This is a genomic window from Micromonospora sp. LA-10 (assembly GCF_051853095.1).
Lineage (GTDB): Bacteria > Actinomycetota > Actinomycetes > Mycobacteriales > Micromonosporaceae > Micromonospora > Micromonospora echinospora_A.
The window spans coordinates 5,835,081-5,850,524 of sequence record NZ_CP195710.1; the positions used below are offsets into that span (position 1 = coordinate 5,835,081).

A 15,444-nucleotide genomic window follows, 5' to 3' on the forward strand; every position below is an offset into this window, starting at 1 on the left:
GCGTACCCGAACCGAGGAGATGCGATGAACAGGCGTGAGATCCTTCGGCGCAGCGCCGCCGCCGGCCTGCTGGCCACCCCCGCCGCCGGCCTGCTCGCCGGCTGCGCCACCTCCGGAGGTGACGACGAGGGCGACGGCGGCGCGTACAAGGGCACGAAGAGCGAGCAGAACCCGCTCGGCGTGGCCGAGGACGCCCCGCTGGAGGTGGTGATCTTCAACGGCGGCTTCGGGGAGGACTACGCCAAGGCCCACGAGGCCATGTACAAGGAGCGGTACCCGAAGGCGGAGATCAAGCACTCGGCCACCGCGGAGATCAGCAAGACGCTCCAGCCCCGCTTCGTCGACGGCAGCCCGCCCGACGTGGTGAACAACTCCGGCGCCGGTCAGATCGACTTCAACGGCCTGGTCTCGCAGAACGCCATCGCCGACCTGGGCGAGCTGCTCGCCGCGCCCAGCCTCGACACGCCCGGCAAGACGGTCAAGGACACGCTGCTGCCCGGCACCGTCGAGGTCGGCTCCTACGACGGCCGGTTCCTGGTGCTCAACTACACCTACACGGTGTACGGCATCTGGCACTCCACCAAGCTCTTCGCCGACCGTGGCTGGGAGGACGCCAAGACCTGGGACGAGCACATCGCGCTCTGCCGCCGGATCAAGGCCGCCGGCATCGCCCCCTGGACGTACGCCGGTGTGCACCCCCGCTACATGAGCTGGCCGCTGATCTCCACCGCGATCAAGCTCGGCGGCCCGTCCGTGGCGCTGGCCATCGACAACCTGGAGCCCGGCGCCTGGAAGTCGGACGCGATGAAGACCGCCGCCGACGCCTGGCACCAGATCGTCAAGGACAAGTTCATCCTCGCCGGCTCGCCGGGCCTGGACCACAAGCAGTCGCAGACCGCCTGGTGCCAGGGCAAGGCCGCGTTCATCTCCTGCGGCTCCTGGCTGGAGAGCGAGCAGAAGGACGTCACCCCGTCCGGCTTCAACATGACAGTCGCGCCCACGCCGAGCCTGGGCAGCGGCGACAAGCTGCCGTACGAGGCGATCCGGGGCACCGCGGGCGAGCCGTTCATGGTGCCGGCGAAGGCGAAGAACGTCGCCGGTGGCCTGGAGTACTTCCGGACCATGCTGTCCCGCAAGGGCGCGCAGGACTTCACCCGGAAGGTCGCCAGCCTGCCCGTGGTCGCCGGCGCCACCGAGGGCATCGACCTGCCGCACGGGCTCGGCTCCGTGGTCAAGGCGCTCGACGCGTCCGGGTCCAACGGCTTCAACTGGGTCTACAACAACTACTACCGCAAGCTGGAGCGCAACCTGGTCGACGCGGCCTGCGGCGAGTTCTTCAGCGGCCGGATCGGCCCGGCCGAGTTCCTCGACCAGTGCCAGAAGGGCGCCGACTCGATCGCCCAGGACAGCTCGGTCAAGAAGTACAAGCGGTCCGCGTGATGCGACAGGGTCGCCTCCCCCTGATCCTCACGTTCCTGCTGCCCCCGCTGGCGTTGTACGGCATCTTCGTGCTCTCGCCGTACCTTCAGGCGTTTCAGATCTCCACCACCGACTGGATGGGCTACTCCGCGCAGGCCGACCCGGTCGGCATGGCGAACTTCCGCACGCTGCTGAACGACGGTTACGTGTGGAACGCGTTGAAGAACAACGCGATCCTGCTCGCGGTGGTGCCGGTGGTGACCATCGCGCTGGGACTCTTCTTCGCCAGCATGCTCACCATGGGCGGACGCAAGGGCCGGGCCGGGGTGACCGGGGTGCGGGGCACCTCGGTCTACCGGCTCGTCTACTTCTTCCCGCAGGTGCTCTCGGTGGTGATCATCGCGCTGCTCTGGAAGGAGATCTACAGTCCGACGAGTGGCCTGCTCAACGGCGCCCTGCGCGCCGTCGGGCTGGCCACCCCGGCCTGGCTCGGCGACCCGCGTTTCGCGTTCTGGTGCGTGCTGGCGGTGATGGTGTGGAGCAACGTCGGCTTCTACGTGGTGCTCTTCGGCGCCGCCATGCAGGCCATCCCGCGCGACATCTACGAGGCGGTGCTGCTCGACGGAGCGTCCCGCGCGACGATGCTGCGGAAGATCACCATCCCGCTGCTGTGGGACACCATCCAGGTCGCGTGGATCTACCTGGCCATCGCGGCGCTCGACGGTTTCATCCTGGTCCAGCTCATGACCAACGGCGGGCCGAACTTCTCCTCCGACGTGATCGGGCTGCGGATGTACGACACGTCGTTCGGCAGCGAGAACAAGTTCGGGTACGCCTCGGCGATCGGCGTGGCGATGTTCTTCCTGACCCTCTCGGTGGCGGTGCTGGCGCTGCGCACCGCCCGGCGTGATCGGATCGAGTACTCGTGACCACCGTGGACACCGGCGTCCCGGCCGCCGAGGCGACCCGCGCGGCCACCCCGGCCGACCGTCCGCCCCGGCGTGAGCTGGGCGTGGCGAACGTCTTCTCGCACGGCTTCCTCATGATCTGGGCGGCCATGACGGTGCTGCCGCTGGCCTGGATGGTGCTCAGCTCGCTGAAGAGCAACGGCGAGATCATCGCCGAGCCGTGGGGGCTGCCCGAGGCGCTGCGCTTCGACAACTGGGCGCGCGCCTGGAGCACCGCGCACATCGGCCGGTTCTTCTTCAACAGCCTGGTGGTGGTGTCCGGCTCGCTGAGCCTGACCATGCTGCTCGGCGCCACCGCCGCGTACGTCTTCGCGCGCTACGAGTTCCGCGGCCGGCAGGTGGTCTACTACCTGTTCGTCGGCGGCATGATGTTCCCGGTGTTCCTGGCCCTGGTGCCGCTGTTCTTCGTGGTCCGCAGCGTCGGCCTGCTCGGCACCTGGCCAGGCCTGATCCTGGTCTACACCGCGTACTCGCTGCCGTTCACGGTGTTCTTCCTGACCGCGTTCTTCCGGACACTGCCGACCTCGGTGGCGGAGGCCGCGCTGATCGACGGGTGCGGGCACTTCCGGCTGTTCTTCCGGGTGATGCTGCCGATGGCGCGACCGGGACTGATCAGTGTCGGGATCTTCAACTTCCTGAGCCACTGGAACCAGTTCCTGCTGCCCCAGGTGCTGATCCCGGGCGACGGGCAGGACCGGATGCTCGCCCAGGGCCTGAGTTCGCTCGCGGTCAGCCAGGGCTACGCCGGTGACTACGCCCAGTTGTTCGCCGGCCTGACCATCGCGGTGCTGCCGGTTCTCGTGGTGTACGTGGCGTTCCAGCGCCAGGTCCAGTCCGGACTGACCGCCGGGCAGCTCAAGTGAGGTGGTTGCCACAGGCAACGGGGCAGTGGAGAAGATCGAAGTGACCTAGGGTGAGCCGGCACGCTCATCTATCGACAGGAATATCATGTTCTTCCTCCTCTACACGCTGTTGCTGATGCTCGGCGGCATCGCGATGGTCGTGGTCGGCGCGGTCGTCAAGGAGCAGGGGGCCGGCTCCCGCATCCTCAACGTGGTCGTCGGCCTGGCCTTCTTCGGGTACGGCTTCTACCTGCTGTTCCTCTTCGACGGCGACAGCTACCGGATCTTCTTCTACGTCTTCGTCCTGCCGATCCTGCTGATCGTGCGCGCGGTGAAGGCGCGCAAGGAGGCACGCGAGCAGGCGGCCGCGCAGCTCGCGGGCGGGCAGCAGTTCGCGGGCGGGCAGCAGTTCGCGGGCGGGCCGCAGCAGTACCCGGGCGGCCAGCAGTTCGTCGGCGGCCAGCAGCAGTACCCCGGCGGCCAGCAGCAGTTCGCAGGGGGTCAGCAGCAGTTCGCGGGCGCGCCGCAGTACCCGGGCGGGCAGCAGCAGCCGGGCATGTACCCGGGGGCGGGGCACGGTCAGTCCGGCCAGGCGTTCCCGCCCGCTCAGGGTCAGCCCGCCCCAGGTCAGCCCGCACCGTACGGCGCCGCGCCGCAGGGTCATCCGGCTCAGCCCGCCCCGCAGGGCTGGCACCCGAATCAGCCAAACTCGCAAGACCGATACTGATCAGCAGGAGTACCCCGCCCACGCCGAGAACCGCCGGAAGCGGCGAGTGGAACGCCATGGGTGCCAAACCGGCGTTATGACACCCATGGCGTTCCACCCGGTGGGCGAGCGTCCCGGGAGGGCGGCGCGAGGTCTCCGGTGACAGCGCGGGCCGCCAGGACGTGGGTCAGGTGGGTGGGGGCACGAGGCGGGCGTGCAGCGCCGCCGCGTCGGTCACCTCGGGCAGGTCCCGGGCGGCGAGCCAGGCCGCGGCGGCGGCCCCGTCCCCGGCGCCGGACAGCGGCGCGTCCGGCCAGCGTTCGGCCAGTTCCGCGCGTACCGCGGCGGCCAGCGGGGTGTCGCCGGTGAGCAGCCCGCCGCCGAGCACCACCGGGTCGGTCGCGCCGGGCGGGCGGATCCGCGACACGCTCTGCGCCAGCGCCGCGGCGGCCTCGGCGATCAGCGCTACCGCTGTGGGCTCCCCGTCGCGGGCCGACGACACCACGAGCGGCGCGAGCCGGGCCAGCTCCACCGGAGGCCGCCGGGTCACCGCCTGCACCACGGCGTCGACCGTCGCGCGTGGACGGGCGTCCACAGCGGTCGCGCCGGTCAGCTCCGACAGGACGCGGTGCCCCAGCTCGCCGGGTGCTTCCGCGCGGTCCAGATCGGTCAGCAGCCGCCGGACCGCCTCACGGCCGAGCCAGAACCCCGAGCCGGCGTCGCCGAGCAGCCAGCCGTGGCCGTCGGCGACGCGGTCCAGGCGCAGGTCGCGTACCTGGGCGGCGATCGCGCCGGTGCCGGCGATGAGCACCGTGCCGTCCGGGGCAGCGGTGCCGGAGGCGTAGGCGACGAGGGCGTCGCCGTGCACCGCGTACGGGCAGCGCAGTCCCGCCTCGGCCCAGGCGTGGTCGAACGCGTCGCGGCCGTTCGGGTCGGCCAGGAGGCGGCCGGCCCCGGCGAGGCCGATGACGCCGGCGCGTACCCGGATCGGATCGATGTCGGCGAGCGCCGTGCGCAGGGCGGCGAGCAGCTCGGCGGCGGCCCGCTCGGCGCCGTGACTGGTCGGGTTGCCGCCACCGGCCCGGCCGGCGCCCAGGCGTGTGCCGTCGAGGCTGAGCGCTGCCGCGCGGGTGGACGTACCCCCGACGTCGAGGCCGACCACGACGGTGTCCGACATGGTCCTCATGCTGGTCGGCCGCGTCGCCGGACGCAAGATCGCGGTCGTGCGCCAGGTAACAGTTTGAAAACTTCGCCCACAGCCTTGACACGGAGGGGCCTTCAGTAAGAACTTTTACCACTAACAGTTAACACTCTTTTCCGAAAGGCGCCCGCCGATGGCCGAGCACGAGGTGGAGACTTCCGCGGCGACCGCGGTGGTCGATGCCGGTCCGGCCGACCGGCTGGGCGCCGACGGGGTGCTGGCCCGGGTCCGGGCCGGCGCGGGGGAGCTGACCGGCGCGTTGCGCCGGGTCGCCGAGCACGTGCTCAGCGACCCGGAGGCGGCGGCCCGCGCCACCATCGTCGAGCTGGCCGAGCGCAGCGGCACGTCACCGGCGACCATCACCCGGTTCTGCCGGGCGATGGGCTTCGAGGGGTACGCGGACCTGCGGCTCGGCATCGCCGCCGAGACCGGGCGGGCCCGCTCCGCCGGCTGGACCGTCGACATCGGACGCGAGATCCAGCCCGGCGACCCGCTGTCCCGGGTGCTCGACCAGATCATGGCCGCCGACACGCGGGCCATGCACGACACCGCCGCGCTGCTCGACCTGGCCGAGGTGGAACGGGCCGCGGTCGCCATCGCCGGGGCCAGCCGGGTGAACATCTTCGGAGCCAGCGGCAGCGCGCTCGTCGGCGAGGAGATGCAGTTCAGCCTGCACCGCATCGGGGTGGCGGCGTGGGCCTGGAGCGACGTGCACGAAGGGCTGGCCAGCGCCGCGCTGCTGGGCGCCGGGGACGTCGCGCTCGGCATCTCACACACCGGGCAGACCCGGGAGACGATCGAGCTGCTCGCCGAGGCCGGCAGCCGCGGCGCCACCACCGTCGCGCTCACCGGGTTCCCCCGCTCGCCGCTCGCCGAGCTGGCCGACATCGTGCTGGTCACCGCCAGCCAGGCGACCACGTTCCGGCCGGATGCGCTCTCCGCCCGGCATCCCCAGCTCGTCGTGCTCGACCTGCTCTACATCGCGGTGGCGCAGCGTACCCACGACCGCGCCCACGCGGCCTTCCGGCGTACCGCCCAGGCCGTCGACGGGCACAAGGCCGCGAAGGGGTCCCTCTCATGATCAGTGCCCAGCGGTACGCCGACGCGGTCCGCCCGGTGCTCGACCGGCTGGTCGACACCCAGGCGGTCGCGGTGGACCGGGCAGCCGACCTGATCGCCTCCGGGCTGCGCGCCGGCGGCGTCCTGCAGGCGTTCGGCGCCGGTCACTCCGAGGCGTTCGCCGCCGAACTGGTCGCCCGGGCCGGCGGCCTGGTCCCCGCCAACCGGCTCTCCCTGCACGACCTCGTGCTGCACGGCGACGCGCCCCGCGACGTGCTCGCCGATCCGAAACTGGAACGCGACCCGGCCGTGGCGCACCAGCTCTACGCGCTGGCGGCGCCGCAGCCGGAGGACGTGTTCGTGGTCGCCTCGCAGTCCGGCATCAACGGCTCGGTGGTCGAGCTGGCGACGCTCGTCAAGCGCGGCGGCCATCAGCTGATCGCTGTCACCTCGGTCGAGCACACCGCGCGGGTCGCTCCTCGGCACCCGTCCGGGCACCGGCTCGCCGACCTCGCCGACGTCGTGCTGGACAACGGCGCGCCGTACGGCGACGCACTGCTGCCGCTCGAGGGCGGCGGCGCGGTCTGTGCGGTCTCCTCGGTCACCGCGGCGCTGCTGGCGCAGCTGCTGACCGCCGAGGTCGTACGACGGTTCCACCAGGCCGGAGAGGTACCCCCTGTCTACCTCTCCGCCAACGTCCCCGGTGGGGACGAGCACAACCTCGCCCTCGAGTCGCGGTACGCCGGGCGCCTCCGGCGGACCGCCTGACCCGACACCACAAGGAGAGACAAGATGTCGGTTACTCCCGAGAAGTTCGGCGACGTCAGCCGTCGGACGCTGCTGCGGCGCGCCGCCGCGGCCGGTCTGCTGGCCGTACCGGCGGCGGGTCTGCTGAGCGCGTGCGCCGGCAGCGAGCCGAGCAAGTCCGACGGCGGCGGCGCGGCCAAGAGCAAGGACAACCCGTTCGGCGTCAAGGACGGCAGCGCGGTCAAGGTGGTGGTCTTCAACGGCGGGCTGGGCGACCAGTGGGCCAAGGAAGACAAGGTCATCTTCAACGCCAAGCACCCGAACATCACGGTCAACATGTCTTCCACTCAGAAGATCAAGACCGAAGAGCAGCCCAAGATGGCGACGCAGCCGAGCGACCTGGTGATGAACTCGGGCGCCGACATGATGGACCGCAGCACGCTGATCAACGAGGGCGCGATCGAGCCGCTGGACGACCTGCTCACCGCGCCCGCCTGGGACAGCGAGGGGACCGTGGCCGACAGCCTGCTGCCGGGCACCGTCGCCGACGGTACGCAGAACGGCAAGTTCTACGTCGTCAACGTGGCGTACACGGTCTGGGGCAACTGGTACAACGCCGCCCTGTTCAAGAAGGAGGGCTGGACGGCGCCGACCACCTGGGACGAGTTCTTCGCGCTCGCGCCGAAGATCAAGGCCAAGGGCATGGCGCCGTACGTGCACGACGCGGTGCACGGCTACTACCCGCGCTGGGCGCTGTTCGCCAGCATCTGGAAGGCCGTCGGCAAGCAGGCCGTCGTCGACATCGACAACCTGAAGGACGGCGCCTGGAAGGCCGACGGCATCGTCGCGGCGCTGGAGCCGTGGGAGAAGCTGGTCAAGGACAAGCTGCTGCTGCCGGGCAAGCTCGACCACACCCAGTCGCAGCAGGCGTTCCTGGACGGCAAGGCGGCCTTCATCCAGGTCGGCACCTGGCTGAAGAACGAGATGGCCGCGACCATCCCGCCGGGCTTCGAGATGACCATCTCCGACTACTGGAGCAAGAGCGGCGACAAGGCCGCCAAGGACGTCTTCGCCTCCTCCGGCGAGGGCTTCGTGGTGCCGAGCAAGGCGCCGAACAAGGAGGCCGCGAAGGAGTTCCTGCGGGCCATCCTGTCCAAGGCCGGTTCGGCGAAGTTCGCCGAGCTGACCAAGTCGCTGGCCTCCACCAAGGGCTCCGGCGACAACGTCCAGGACACCGCGCTGGCCTCGGCCAACTCGCTGATGAAGAACGGCAGCTCCGACCTGATCTCGGTCAAGTTCCCGGACTTCTACGCCGACCTGGACAAGGAGAGCCAGAACCTCTCCGAGGAGCTGATGGCCGGCCGCCTCACCGCGCAGCAGTTCGTCGACAAGATGCAGGCGGCCGCCGACAAGGTCGCCAAGGACTCGTCGGTCAAGAAGCAGACCCGCACCGCCTGATCCCTGCGAGGAAGTGAGTCCAATGCGGCACGGAGTCGCGCGTTTCGTCACGGGTTTCCTGGCCGTGCCCGTCGCGCTGTACCTGTTCTACGTGGTGTGGCCGTTCGCCCAGGCGGCGGGGTACTCGCTGACCGACTGGGGTGGGTACTCGGATTCCCAGCGCTTCGTCGGGCTGGACAACTACGTCCGGCTGATCTCCGACGAACTGATCCGGAAGGCGTTCTGGCACAACGTCTTCTTCCTGGTCACCGTGCCGCTGTTCACGATCGCGCTGGCCCTGTTCCTCGCGTTCCTGCTCAACGTGGGCGGACGCGAGGACAGGGCCGGCATCCGCGGGGTGTTCGGCTCCGGGATCTACAAGGTCATCTTCTTCTTCCCGCAGGTGCTGTCGCTGGTCGTCATCGCCGTCATGTGGCAGCAGATCTACCGCACCGACGGGCAGGGCCTGATCAACGGCCTGCTCATCAAGATCGGGCTGGTCGACGCGGACAACCCGATCGCCTTCACCGCCGACCCGGAGCCGTTCCTCGGCGTGCCGGCGGTGCTCTGGTGGCTGCTGCTCATCGCGGTGTGGAGCGGCGCCGGCTTCTACATGGTGCTCTTCTCCGCCGCGATGCAGTCGATCCCGAAGGACATCTACGAGGCCGCCATCCTCGACGGCGCGGGCCGGTTCCACACGTTCTTCCGGGTGACGCTGCCGCTGCTGCGGGACAGCATCTCGGTCGCCTGGGTCTATCTGGGCTTCATCGCGCTGGACATGTACGCGCTGGTCTTCGTCATGACGCCGAGCCAGGGCGGGCCGAACCACGCCAGCGAGATCTTCGCCTCGGTGATCCAGTTCAACGCGTTCCAGAAGGGCCAGTTCGGTTACGCCTGCGCGATCGCCGTCGCGCTGGCCATCTTCACCATCCTGCTGGCCGCGCTCCAGCTGAGGATCACCCGCCGTGAGCGGATCGAGTACTGAGGAGGTCTGGACGATGAGCACGGTGACCCACACCTCCGGTCCGGCCCGGTCCGACACGGCGCCGCCGGACCGGCCGCCGGCGGACCGGCGCGCGAAGGACATCGGCAACGGTTTCGGCGGCCGGATCTTCAACGGCTTCTCGCACCTGTTCCTCGCGGTCTGGGCGATCATGGTGGTCTACCCGCTGCTGTGGGTGGTGATGTCGGCGCTCAAGACCGACTCCGAGGTGATCCGCGAACCGCTGTCGCTGATCCCCGACTCGCTGCAGTGGGACAACTTCGCCCGCGCCTGGACCGCCGGGATCGACAGCTTCTTCCTCAACACGCTGCTCGTGCTCGTGTTCAGCGTGACGTTGACGATGCTGCTCGGCTCGATGGCCGCGTACGCGCTGGCGCGCTACGAGTTCCGCGGCAACCGGCTGATCTACTGGATGTTCCTGTCCGGGCTGACGCTGCCGATCTATCTGGCCGCGGTGCCGCTGTTCAAGGGCGTCTACAACACCGGGGTGAGCCTTCCGCTGCTCGGCCCGAACAAGCACCTCATGCTGATCCTGGTCTACGTGGCCTGGTCGCTGTCGTTCACGATCTTCTTCATGCACTCGTTCTTCCGGACACTGCCCGACTCGATCGCCGAGGCGGCCCAGGTCGACGGTGCGTCGCACACCCGTACGTTCTTCAGCGTGATGCTGCCGATGGCCAAGCCGGGCCTGATCAGCATCGGCATCTTCAACGTGCTCGGCCAGTGGAACCAGTGGTACCTGCCGACGCTGCTCATGCAGTCGGTCTCCGGCGAGCCGAAGAACCAGGTGATCGCCCAGGGGCTGATCGAGCTGTCGGTCAACCAGGGCTACAAGTCCGACTGGTCCGGTCTGTTCGCCGGCGTCACCATGGCGATGCTGCCGGTGCTGATCGTGTACATCGTCTTCCAGCGCCAGGTGCAGTCCGGCCTGACCGCCGGCGTCAGCAAGTAGCCCTCCGGGGGTGTAAGGAAGGGCCCCTTGTTAACGCGCAGCGTTAACAAGGGGCCCTTCCTCTACCGCAGGCGTTAAGAGGGGGCCCTTCCTTCCACGCGGAGCGTGTCGGGGGGAGGGGGCAGAATGCGTTCGTGCTGATGGCGGTGGTGGCGGACGAGCGGGGCGGCGGCGTGCTGCAACCGCTGCACCCCGACGGCACCCCGTCCGGCCCGGCCGAGGAGGTCGCCGACCTGGCCGCCGCCGTGGCCGCCCGCGAGGCCGCCGGGCACCCGCGCTGGCTCTGGGCCGCCTGGGCGGGCGTCTATCCGGCGCTGCTGCGCGCCGGGGTGCGGCTCGACCGCTGCCACGACGTGGAGCTGACCGAGGCGCTGCTGCTCGGGCACGCGGGCCGCTGGGGCGAGCCCCGCGCGCTGCCGGCCGCCTGGGCCCGGCTGACCGGCGCACCGGTCCCGCCGGATCCGGCGCCGCGTCCGCCGGAGCCGCCGGGCCACGCCCAGGCCGCGCTCTTCGAGCCGCCGTCGGGCCCGCCCGGTCCGGGCGTCACGGCGTTGACCCGGGTGTACGCCGACCAGCTCGCCCGGATCGCCGCGACCACCCACCCCGGCCGGTTCCGGCTGCTGGTGGCCGCCGAGTCGGCGGGCGCGCTGGTGGCCGCCGAGATGGGCGCGGCCGGTCTGCCCTGGCGCGTCGACGTGCACGACGCGATCCTGGCCGATCTGCTCGGTGAGGCGTCACCGGTCGGCGGGCCACCCCGGCGGCTGGCCGAGTTGCAGGCCCGCATCGCCGACGCGTTCGGCGTACGCCAGGTGCACGCCGACTCGCCCGCGGAGCTGCTGCGGGCGTTCGCCCGGGCGGGCGTGGACCTGCCGAACACGCGGGCCTGGGTGCTGCGCGGGGTGGAGCATCCGGCGGCGCCGCTGGTTCTTGAATACAAGGAGCTGTACCGGATCTGGACGGCGCACGGCTGGGCCTGGCGCGACGCGTGGATCTCCGGCGGCCGGTTCCACCCGGAGTACGTGCCCGGCGGTGTGGTCTCCGGCCGGTGGGCGACCCGGGGCGGCGGGGCCTTGCAGATCCCGAAGGTGATCCGGCAGGCCGTGGTGGCGGACCCGGGGTGGACGTTCGTGGTCGCGGACGCGGGTCAGCTCGAACCGCGCGTGCTGGCGGCGGTCTCGGGTGACGAGCGGCTCGCCGCCGCGGGCGGCGCCGGTGACCTGTACGCCGCGCTGGCCCGCGACGCGTTCGCCGGTGACCGGGCGAAGGCCAAGGTGGCCCTGCTCGGGGCGATGTACGGGCAGACCGGCGGGGCGGCTCTGCCCGCGCTGGCGGTGTTGCGCAAGAACTATCCGACCGCGTTCGGCTACGTCGAGGCGGCGGCGCGTACCGGTGAGGCGGGCGGGCTGGTCCGGTCCTGGCTGGGCCGCACCTGCCCGCCGGGGTCGGCGGGGTTCGCCGAGGGGGAGGACGCGCTGCCCGACGGCGAGGCCGACCCGCAGAGCCCGTCGGCCCGGGCGGCGCGCTCACGCGGGCGCTTCACCCGCAACTTCGTCATCCAGGCCACCGCCGCCGAGTGGGCCTCCACGCTGCTGGCCACGCTGCGCACCGAGCTGGCCGGCGCGGAGGCGGAGCTGGTGTTCTTCCAGCACGACGAGGTGGTGGTGCACTGTCCGGCCGGGCGGGCGGCGGCGGTCGCCGAGGCGGTCACCGCGGCTGGCGCGCGGGCCACCCGGCTGCTGTTCGGCGACACTCCGGTGCGGTTCCCGCTCGACCTGTCCACTGTCGACTGCTACGCAGACGCGGCATAGTCACGCAAATTTCCGTTTTGCCCCGCTACCCGCCCCCGGTCGTGCTCGTTGGGCCCGGTGTGCGTACGACGGGACGGACCGGGCGGCTGTGCCCGGTCCGTCCCCTGATCGAGGGGGCACAGCTGAACCGGATCGCTGCAATGATCATCGCCGCCGGTGGCGGCCGCCGCATCGGCGGACCCGAAGCGCTGCTGCACCAGGGAGAGAAGCCGCTGGTCAGCCAGATGATCGACACCATGGCCGAGGCAGGCTGCGCGCAGGTCGTGGTCGTCCTGGGCGCGGCGGCCGAGCAGGTGCGGCAGACCACCGACCTGACCGGCGCCACGGTCGTGGTCAACCGCGCGTGGGGCACCGGCGTCGGCTCCTCGATCCGGGCCGGGCTCGCCGCGCTCACCGACGACGACATCGAGGCCGTCGTCGTGGTGCCGGTGGACATGCCCGGGGCTCACCGCTGCGGCGGTCCGCCGGGTCACCGCCCTGCCGTACCCGGACGTGCTGGTCTGCGCCACCTACGACGGGTTGCGCGGCTACCCGATGCTGTTCGGCCGCCGGCACTGGTCCGGCATCGCCACGCTCGCCAGCGCCGACGTCGGGGCCCGGCCGTACCTGCTGGCGCACAAGGACCAGATCGTCGACATCGCCTGCGACTCGGTGGCCGACGGCAGCCGCATCGACAGCCCGGAGCTGATGGCGCTCTACGGCTTGTCCATCCCCGAGCAGCGCGTCGGCGCCTGAGGCGCCCCCGCTTGTCGGACCCGGGTGCCAGGATCGGACCGTGGCCTACGACGAGGACCTGGCGCACCGGGTACGCGAACTTCTCGGCCCTGAGCCCGGCATCACCGAGCGGCGCATGTTCGGCGGCCTGGCGATGATGCTGCGCGGCAACATGGCGGTGGTCGTGCGCGGCGCGGGCGGCCTGATGGTCCGGGTCGACCCGGCCGAGGCCGAGCGTGCGCTGGGCGAGCCCGGCGCCGAGGCGACTGTCATGCGGGGCCGGGAGATGCGCGGCTGGGTCACCGTGTCGCCGGATGCCTGCGAGCGCGACGCCGACCTGGCCCGCTGGGTCGACCGGGGTGTCCGCGTCGCGCGCACGCTGCCGGCGAAGTAGCCCGCCGGATATCCGGGTGCGGGACCGGACCGGCTCGTCCTACGCTGCGGCCAGTCGGCAGCGGGGGATCGGAGACGGCAGATGGCGGTTCACCTCTACGCGGTCAGCCTCGACACGGGCGACCCGCTGCGGCTCGCGCGGTTCTGGTCCGGGGTGCTGGGCCGGGAGATCGTCGAGCACCCGCGCGAGGGCGTGGCGCTGGGCGGCGACGCGCACAGCGACGTCCGCATCCGGCTCCTGCCCAGCGACGCGCCGAAGACCGTGCAGAACCGGATCCACTTCGACCTGACCAGCGCGTCGACGCAGGCCCAGCGGGAGACGGTCGACCGCGCACTGGCCCTGGGCGGCCGGCACATCGACATCGGCCAGGGCCCGGACGACGACCACGTGGTGCTCGCCGACCCCGAGGGCAACGAGTTCTGCGTCATCGGCGCGGGCAACACCTTCCTCGCCGGCTGCGGCCCGCTCGGCGCGGTCAACTGCGACGGCACCCGGGCGGCCGGCCTCTTCTGGAGCGAGGCGCTGGGCTGGCCGCTGGTCTGGGACCAGGACGAGGAGACCGCGATCCAGTCGCCCCGAGGTGGCGCGAAGGTCACCTGGAGCGGGCCGCCGCTGATGGACCGCGGCGGCCGGGACCGCGTACACCTGGACCTGGTCGCGGCCGGCGACCGGGACGCGGAGGCCGACCGGCTGCTCGCGCTCGGCGCGAGCCGGGTCGGCGTGGGCCGGCACACCGCCGACGACCTGGTGCTGGCCGATCCGGACGGCACCGAGTTCTGCCTGCTGACGCCGCGGTGAGGTGAGGCGCTACCGTCCTTCCGGGACGGTCACCGGGACGTCCGCCACGGGGGAGGGCACAAAGTGGGCACCACCATCGCTCGGCATCTCGCGGGAGCCACGGCGGCCTGGCTCGTCGTCGTCGCCGAGGCGGTCGTCGGCTACCTCGGCCTGCTGGCGTACGCGCTGGTCACCGGCGCCGACCCGGGCGGCCCGCTGGCCGGACCGCTGCTGGTGCTGATCGCCGCGTTGCTCGGCGTGGCCGCGCTGCCGCTGCTGTTCGCGCCGGCCGTCGCGCTCGGCGAAGCCGCGGGCCGGCGTCGGGCCGCCCCGGCGCTGGCGTACGCCGGGCTCGTCGCGGTTGTGCTGGCCGCCGGGTACGCCGCCGCGGTGGCGGTCGCCACGGACGTGCCCGGCGCCCGGGTGCCGCTCGTGGCCGGGATCAGCGCGCTGCTGGTCCTCGCGCCGACGGCGGCGTACGCGCTCACCGCCCGCGGCGTGGGTCGGACGGCCCGGCTGATCCGGCGCCGGATAGCCGACACGCGGGTGGTGCGGGCCGAGGCGGGCTGAGGCGCCCGGGCTACACCTGGATGTCGAAGCGCTGCAGCACCGAGGGCGCGACCAGCCCCACCGCGGCCAGCACGGACAGGATCGTCATCGCGGTACGCAGCACCACCGTCTCGGCCTTGCTGCCGGTACGCAGGGCGATCTTGTTGGGCAGCCCGATCATGGTCCACATCCGGCGTTTGATCGGGATGGGCCAGAGGATCGGCACCCCGGCCCGGGTGATCATGTCGCCGAGGATGTGCACGAAACAGCCCACGCCGACGGCGAGGCCGATCATCGGATAGCCCCGGTCGCCGGGCAGGTTGGCGAACGTGAACCAGGCCGCGGCGGCGGACACCAGCGTGACCACCACCCAGCCGGCGCGCTCGGCCCACCTGTCGAACAGCCCGCGCAGCGCCAGGCCGATCATGAAGAAGAGGATTCCGACGACCGCCCACTTGCCGTAGTGGGCGCAGAGCGCGGTGGTGCCCCAGCCGACCAGCACCGTGAACGGGATGGTGTGGGTGAGCGTGCGGTGCCCGTTGTTGCGGCGCGGATCCTTGCTGAGCTTGGTGGCGTAGTAGACGCCGAGCGAGATCTTCTCCATCACCTCGGCGACGAAGAGGCTGACCACGCCGAACGTGCGGGCCACAGTCGCGCCGCCCTGGTTGCGGGTGACCTTCCCGGACAGGTCGAGGTCGGGAAAGAGCGCTCCGCCCGCGCAGACCGCGGTGCCCACCGCGAGCGCCAGCGGTGTCTGGTGGTAGTCCGCGAACTGGGCCATCGCCCAGGAGCCGGTCAGCCACACCGCCGCGCCCGAGAGCGCGTGGGACGGTCCCATCATCTCGGCTCGCCCTTCCCGAAGGTCTTG

The 15,444-nt window shown here is 71.4% G+C and carries 15 protein-coding genes and 1 pseudogene; 14 read left to right on the forward strand and 2 right to left on the reverse strand.

Features of this window, described 5'->3' with window-relative positions; genetic code table 11:
- Positions 1-24: 24 nt before the first annotated feature.
- The 4 genes from ngcE (ACSDG8_RS27480) (at position 25) to ACSDG8_RS27495 (ending at position 3,956) form a co-directional block, all read left to right on the forward strand.
- On the forward strand, positions 25-1,440 hold the full coding sequence (gene ngcE, locus ACSDG8_RS27480; protein ID WP_210895125.1) for an N-acetylglucosamine/diacetylchitobiose ABC transporter substrate-binding protein: 1,416 nt from the start codon (positions 25-27) through the stop codon (positions 1,438-1,440).
- Positions 1,440-2,348, forward strand: a complete 909-nt coding sequence (locus ACSDG8_RS27485) for a carbohydrate ABC transporter permease (RefSeq protein WP_210942487.1) — start codon at positions 1,440-1,442, stop codon at positions 2,346-2,348. Before ngcE (ACSDG8_RS27480) ends, ACSDG8_RS27485 begins: the two co-directional genes overlap by 1 nt.
- Positions 2,345-3,250, forward strand: coding sequence for a carbohydrate ABC transporter permease (locus ACSDG8_RS27490; protein ID WP_374223490.1), 906 nt, complete (start codon positions 2,345-2,347; stop codon positions 3,248-3,250). Before ACSDG8_RS27485 ends, ACSDG8_RS27490 begins: the two co-directional genes overlap by 4 nt.
- Before the next feature lie 85 nt (positions 3,251-3,335).
- The gene (locus ACSDG8_RS27495; RefSeq protein ID WP_247688011.1) at positions 3,336-3,956 is read left to right on the forward strand and encodes a hypothetical protein; all 621 of its coding nucleotides are present in this window, start codon (positions 3,336-3,338) and stop codon (positions 3,954-3,956) included.
- Positions 3,957-4,122: 166 nt separating this feature from the next.
- On the opposite strand, the gene ACSDG8_RS27500 is transcribed toward ACSDG8_RS27495, so the two are convergent.
- Positions 4,123-5,112 carry an N-acetylglucosamine kinase gene (locus ACSDG8_RS27500; RefSeq protein WP_210895127.1) on the reverse strand — a complete coding sequence of 330 codons (990 nt, stop codon included), beginning with the start codon at positions 5,110-5,112 and terminating at the stop codon, positions 4,123-4,125.
- 157 nt (positions 5,113-5,269) lie between these two features.
- Between ACSDG8_RS27500 and ACSDG8_RS27505 the strand changes: the two genes are divergently transcribed.
- The 10 genes and pseudogenes from ACSDG8_RS27505 (at position 5,270) to ACSDG8_RS27550 (ending at position 14,597) form a co-directional block, all read left to right on the forward strand.
- Positions 5,270-6,217 (forward strand): MurR/RpiR family transcriptional regulator, encoded by a 948-nt coding sequence (locus tag ACSDG8_RS27505; RefSeq protein ID WP_116507118.1) that lies wholly within the window; start codon positions 5,270-5,272, stop codon positions 6,215-6,217.
- Positions 6,214-6,963, forward strand: a complete 750-nt coding sequence (locus ACSDG8_RS27510; RefSeq protein WP_030500334.1) for a sugar isomerase domain-containing protein — start codon at positions 6,214-6,216, stop codon at positions 6,961-6,963. The genes ACSDG8_RS27505 and ACSDG8_RS27510 overlap by 4 nt, the downstream gene beginning before the upstream one ends.
- A gap of 24 nt (positions 6,964-6,987) precedes the next feature.
- On the forward strand, positions 6,988-8,400 hold the full coding sequence (gene ngcE, locus ACSDG8_RS27515; RefSeq protein WP_210895128.1) for an N-acetylglucosamine/diacetylchitobiose ABC transporter substrate-binding protein: 1,413 nt from the start codon (positions 6,988-6,990) through the stop codon (positions 8,398-8,400).
- Between the two features lie 22 nt (positions 8,401-8,422).
- Positions 8,423-9,364 (forward strand): carbohydrate ABC transporter permease, encoded by a 942-nt coding sequence (locus tag ACSDG8_RS27520; protein ID WP_210895129.1) that lies wholly within the window; start codon positions 8,423-8,425, stop codon positions 9,362-9,364.
- 13 nt (positions 9,365-9,377) lie between these two features.
- A complete protein-coding gene (locus ACSDG8_RS27525) occupies positions 9,378-10,334 on the forward strand; it encodes a carbohydrate ABC transporter permease (protein ID WP_210895130.1) in 957 nt (318 codons plus the stop codon).
- Positions 10,335-10,474: 140 nt separating this feature from the next.
- A complete protein-coding gene (locus tag ACSDG8_RS27530; RefSeq protein ID WP_247678685.1) occupies positions 10,475-12,142 on the forward strand; it encodes a bifunctional 3'-5' exonuclease/DNA polymerase in 1,668 nt (555 codons plus the stop codon).
- Between the two features lie 140 nt (positions 12,143-12,282).
- A pseudogene (locus ACSDG8_RS27535) lies at positions 12,283-12,877 on the forward strand (nucleotidyltransferase family protein).
- Positions 12,878-12,917: 40 nt separating this feature from the next.
- Positions 12,918-13,250 carry a TfoX/Sxy family protein gene (locus ACSDG8_RS27540; protein WP_210895131.1) on the forward strand — a complete coding sequence of 111 codons (333 nt, stop codon included), beginning with the start codon at positions 12,918-12,920 and terminating at the stop codon, positions 13,248-13,250.
- Between the two features lie 81 nt (positions 13,251-13,331).
- Positions 13,332-14,048: a VOC family protein gene (locus ACSDG8_RS27545; protein ID WP_210895132.1), complete on the forward strand. Its 717-nt coding sequence runs from the start codon at positions 13,332-13,334 to the stop codon at positions 14,046-14,048.
- A 63-nt stretch (positions 14,049-14,111) separates the two neighbouring features.
- Positions 14,112-14,597 (forward strand): hypothetical protein, encoded by a 486-nt coding sequence (locus ACSDG8_RS27550; protein WP_210895133.1) that lies wholly within the window; start codon positions 14,112-14,114, stop codon positions 14,595-14,597.
- 10 nt (positions 14,598-14,607) lie between these two features.
- On the opposite strand, the gene ACSDG8_RS27555 is transcribed toward ACSDG8_RS27550, so the two are convergent.
- Positions 14,608-15,417: a metal-dependent hydrolase gene (locus tag ACSDG8_RS27555; RefSeq protein ID WP_073831818.1), complete on the reverse strand. Its 810-nt coding sequence runs from the start codon at positions 15,415-15,417 to the stop codon at positions 14,608-14,610.
- Positions 15,418-15,444: the final 27 nt, after the last annotated feature.

Excerpts from the sequence above, each read along its gene's own strand:
- ACSDG8_RS27530 (WP_247678685.1), top strand. The coding sequence starts at position 10,475 with ATGGCGGTGGTGGCGGACGAGCGGGGCGGCGGCGTGCTGCAACCGCTG.
- ACSDG8_RS27555 (WP_073831818.1), bottom strand. The coding sequence starts at position 15,417 with ATGATGGGACCGTCCCACGCGCTCTCGGGCGCGGCGGTGTGGCTGACC.
- ACSDG8_RS27520 (WP_210895129.1), top strand. The coding sequence starts at position 8,423 with ATGCGGCACGGAGTCGCGCGTTTCGTCACGGGTTTCCTGGCCGTGCCC.
- ACSDG8_RS27485 (WP_210942487.1), top strand. The coding sequence starts at position 1,440 with ATGCGACAGGGTCGCCTCCCCCTGATCCTCACGTTCCTGCTGCCCCCG.
- ACSDG8_RS27510 (WP_030500334.1), top strand. The coding sequence starts at position 6,214 with ATGATCAGTGCCCAGCGGTACGCCGACGCGGTCCGCCCGGTGCTCGAC.
- ngcE (WP_210895125.1), top strand. The coding sequence starts at position 25 with ATGAACAGGCGTGAGATCCTTCGGCGCAGCGCCGCCGCCGGCCTGCTG.
- ACSDG8_RS27545 (WP_210895132.1), top strand. The coding sequence starts at position 13,332 with ATGGCGGTTCACCTCTACGCGGTCAGCCTCGACACGGGCGACCCGCTG.
- ACSDG8_RS27525 (WP_210895130.1), top strand. The coding sequence starts at position 9,378 with ATGAGCACGGTGACCCACACCTCCGGTCCGGCCCGGTCCGACACGGCG.
- ACSDG8_RS27495 (WP_247688011.1), top strand. The coding sequence starts at position 3,336 with ATGTTCTTCCTCCTCTACACGCTGTTGCTGATGCTCGGCGGCATCGCG.
- ACSDG8_RS27505 (WP_116507118.1), top strand. The coding sequence starts at position 5,270 with ATGGCCGAGCACGAGGTGGAGACTTCCGCGGCGACCGCGGTGGTCGAT.
- ACSDG8_RS27500 (WP_210895127.1), bottom strand. The coding sequence starts at position 5,112 with ATGTCGGACACCGTCGTGGTCGGCCTCGACGTCGGGGGTACGTCCACC.
- ngcE (WP_210895128.1), top strand. The coding sequence starts at position 6,988 with ATGTCGGTTACTCCCGAGAAGTTCGGCGACGTCAGCCGTCGGACGCTG.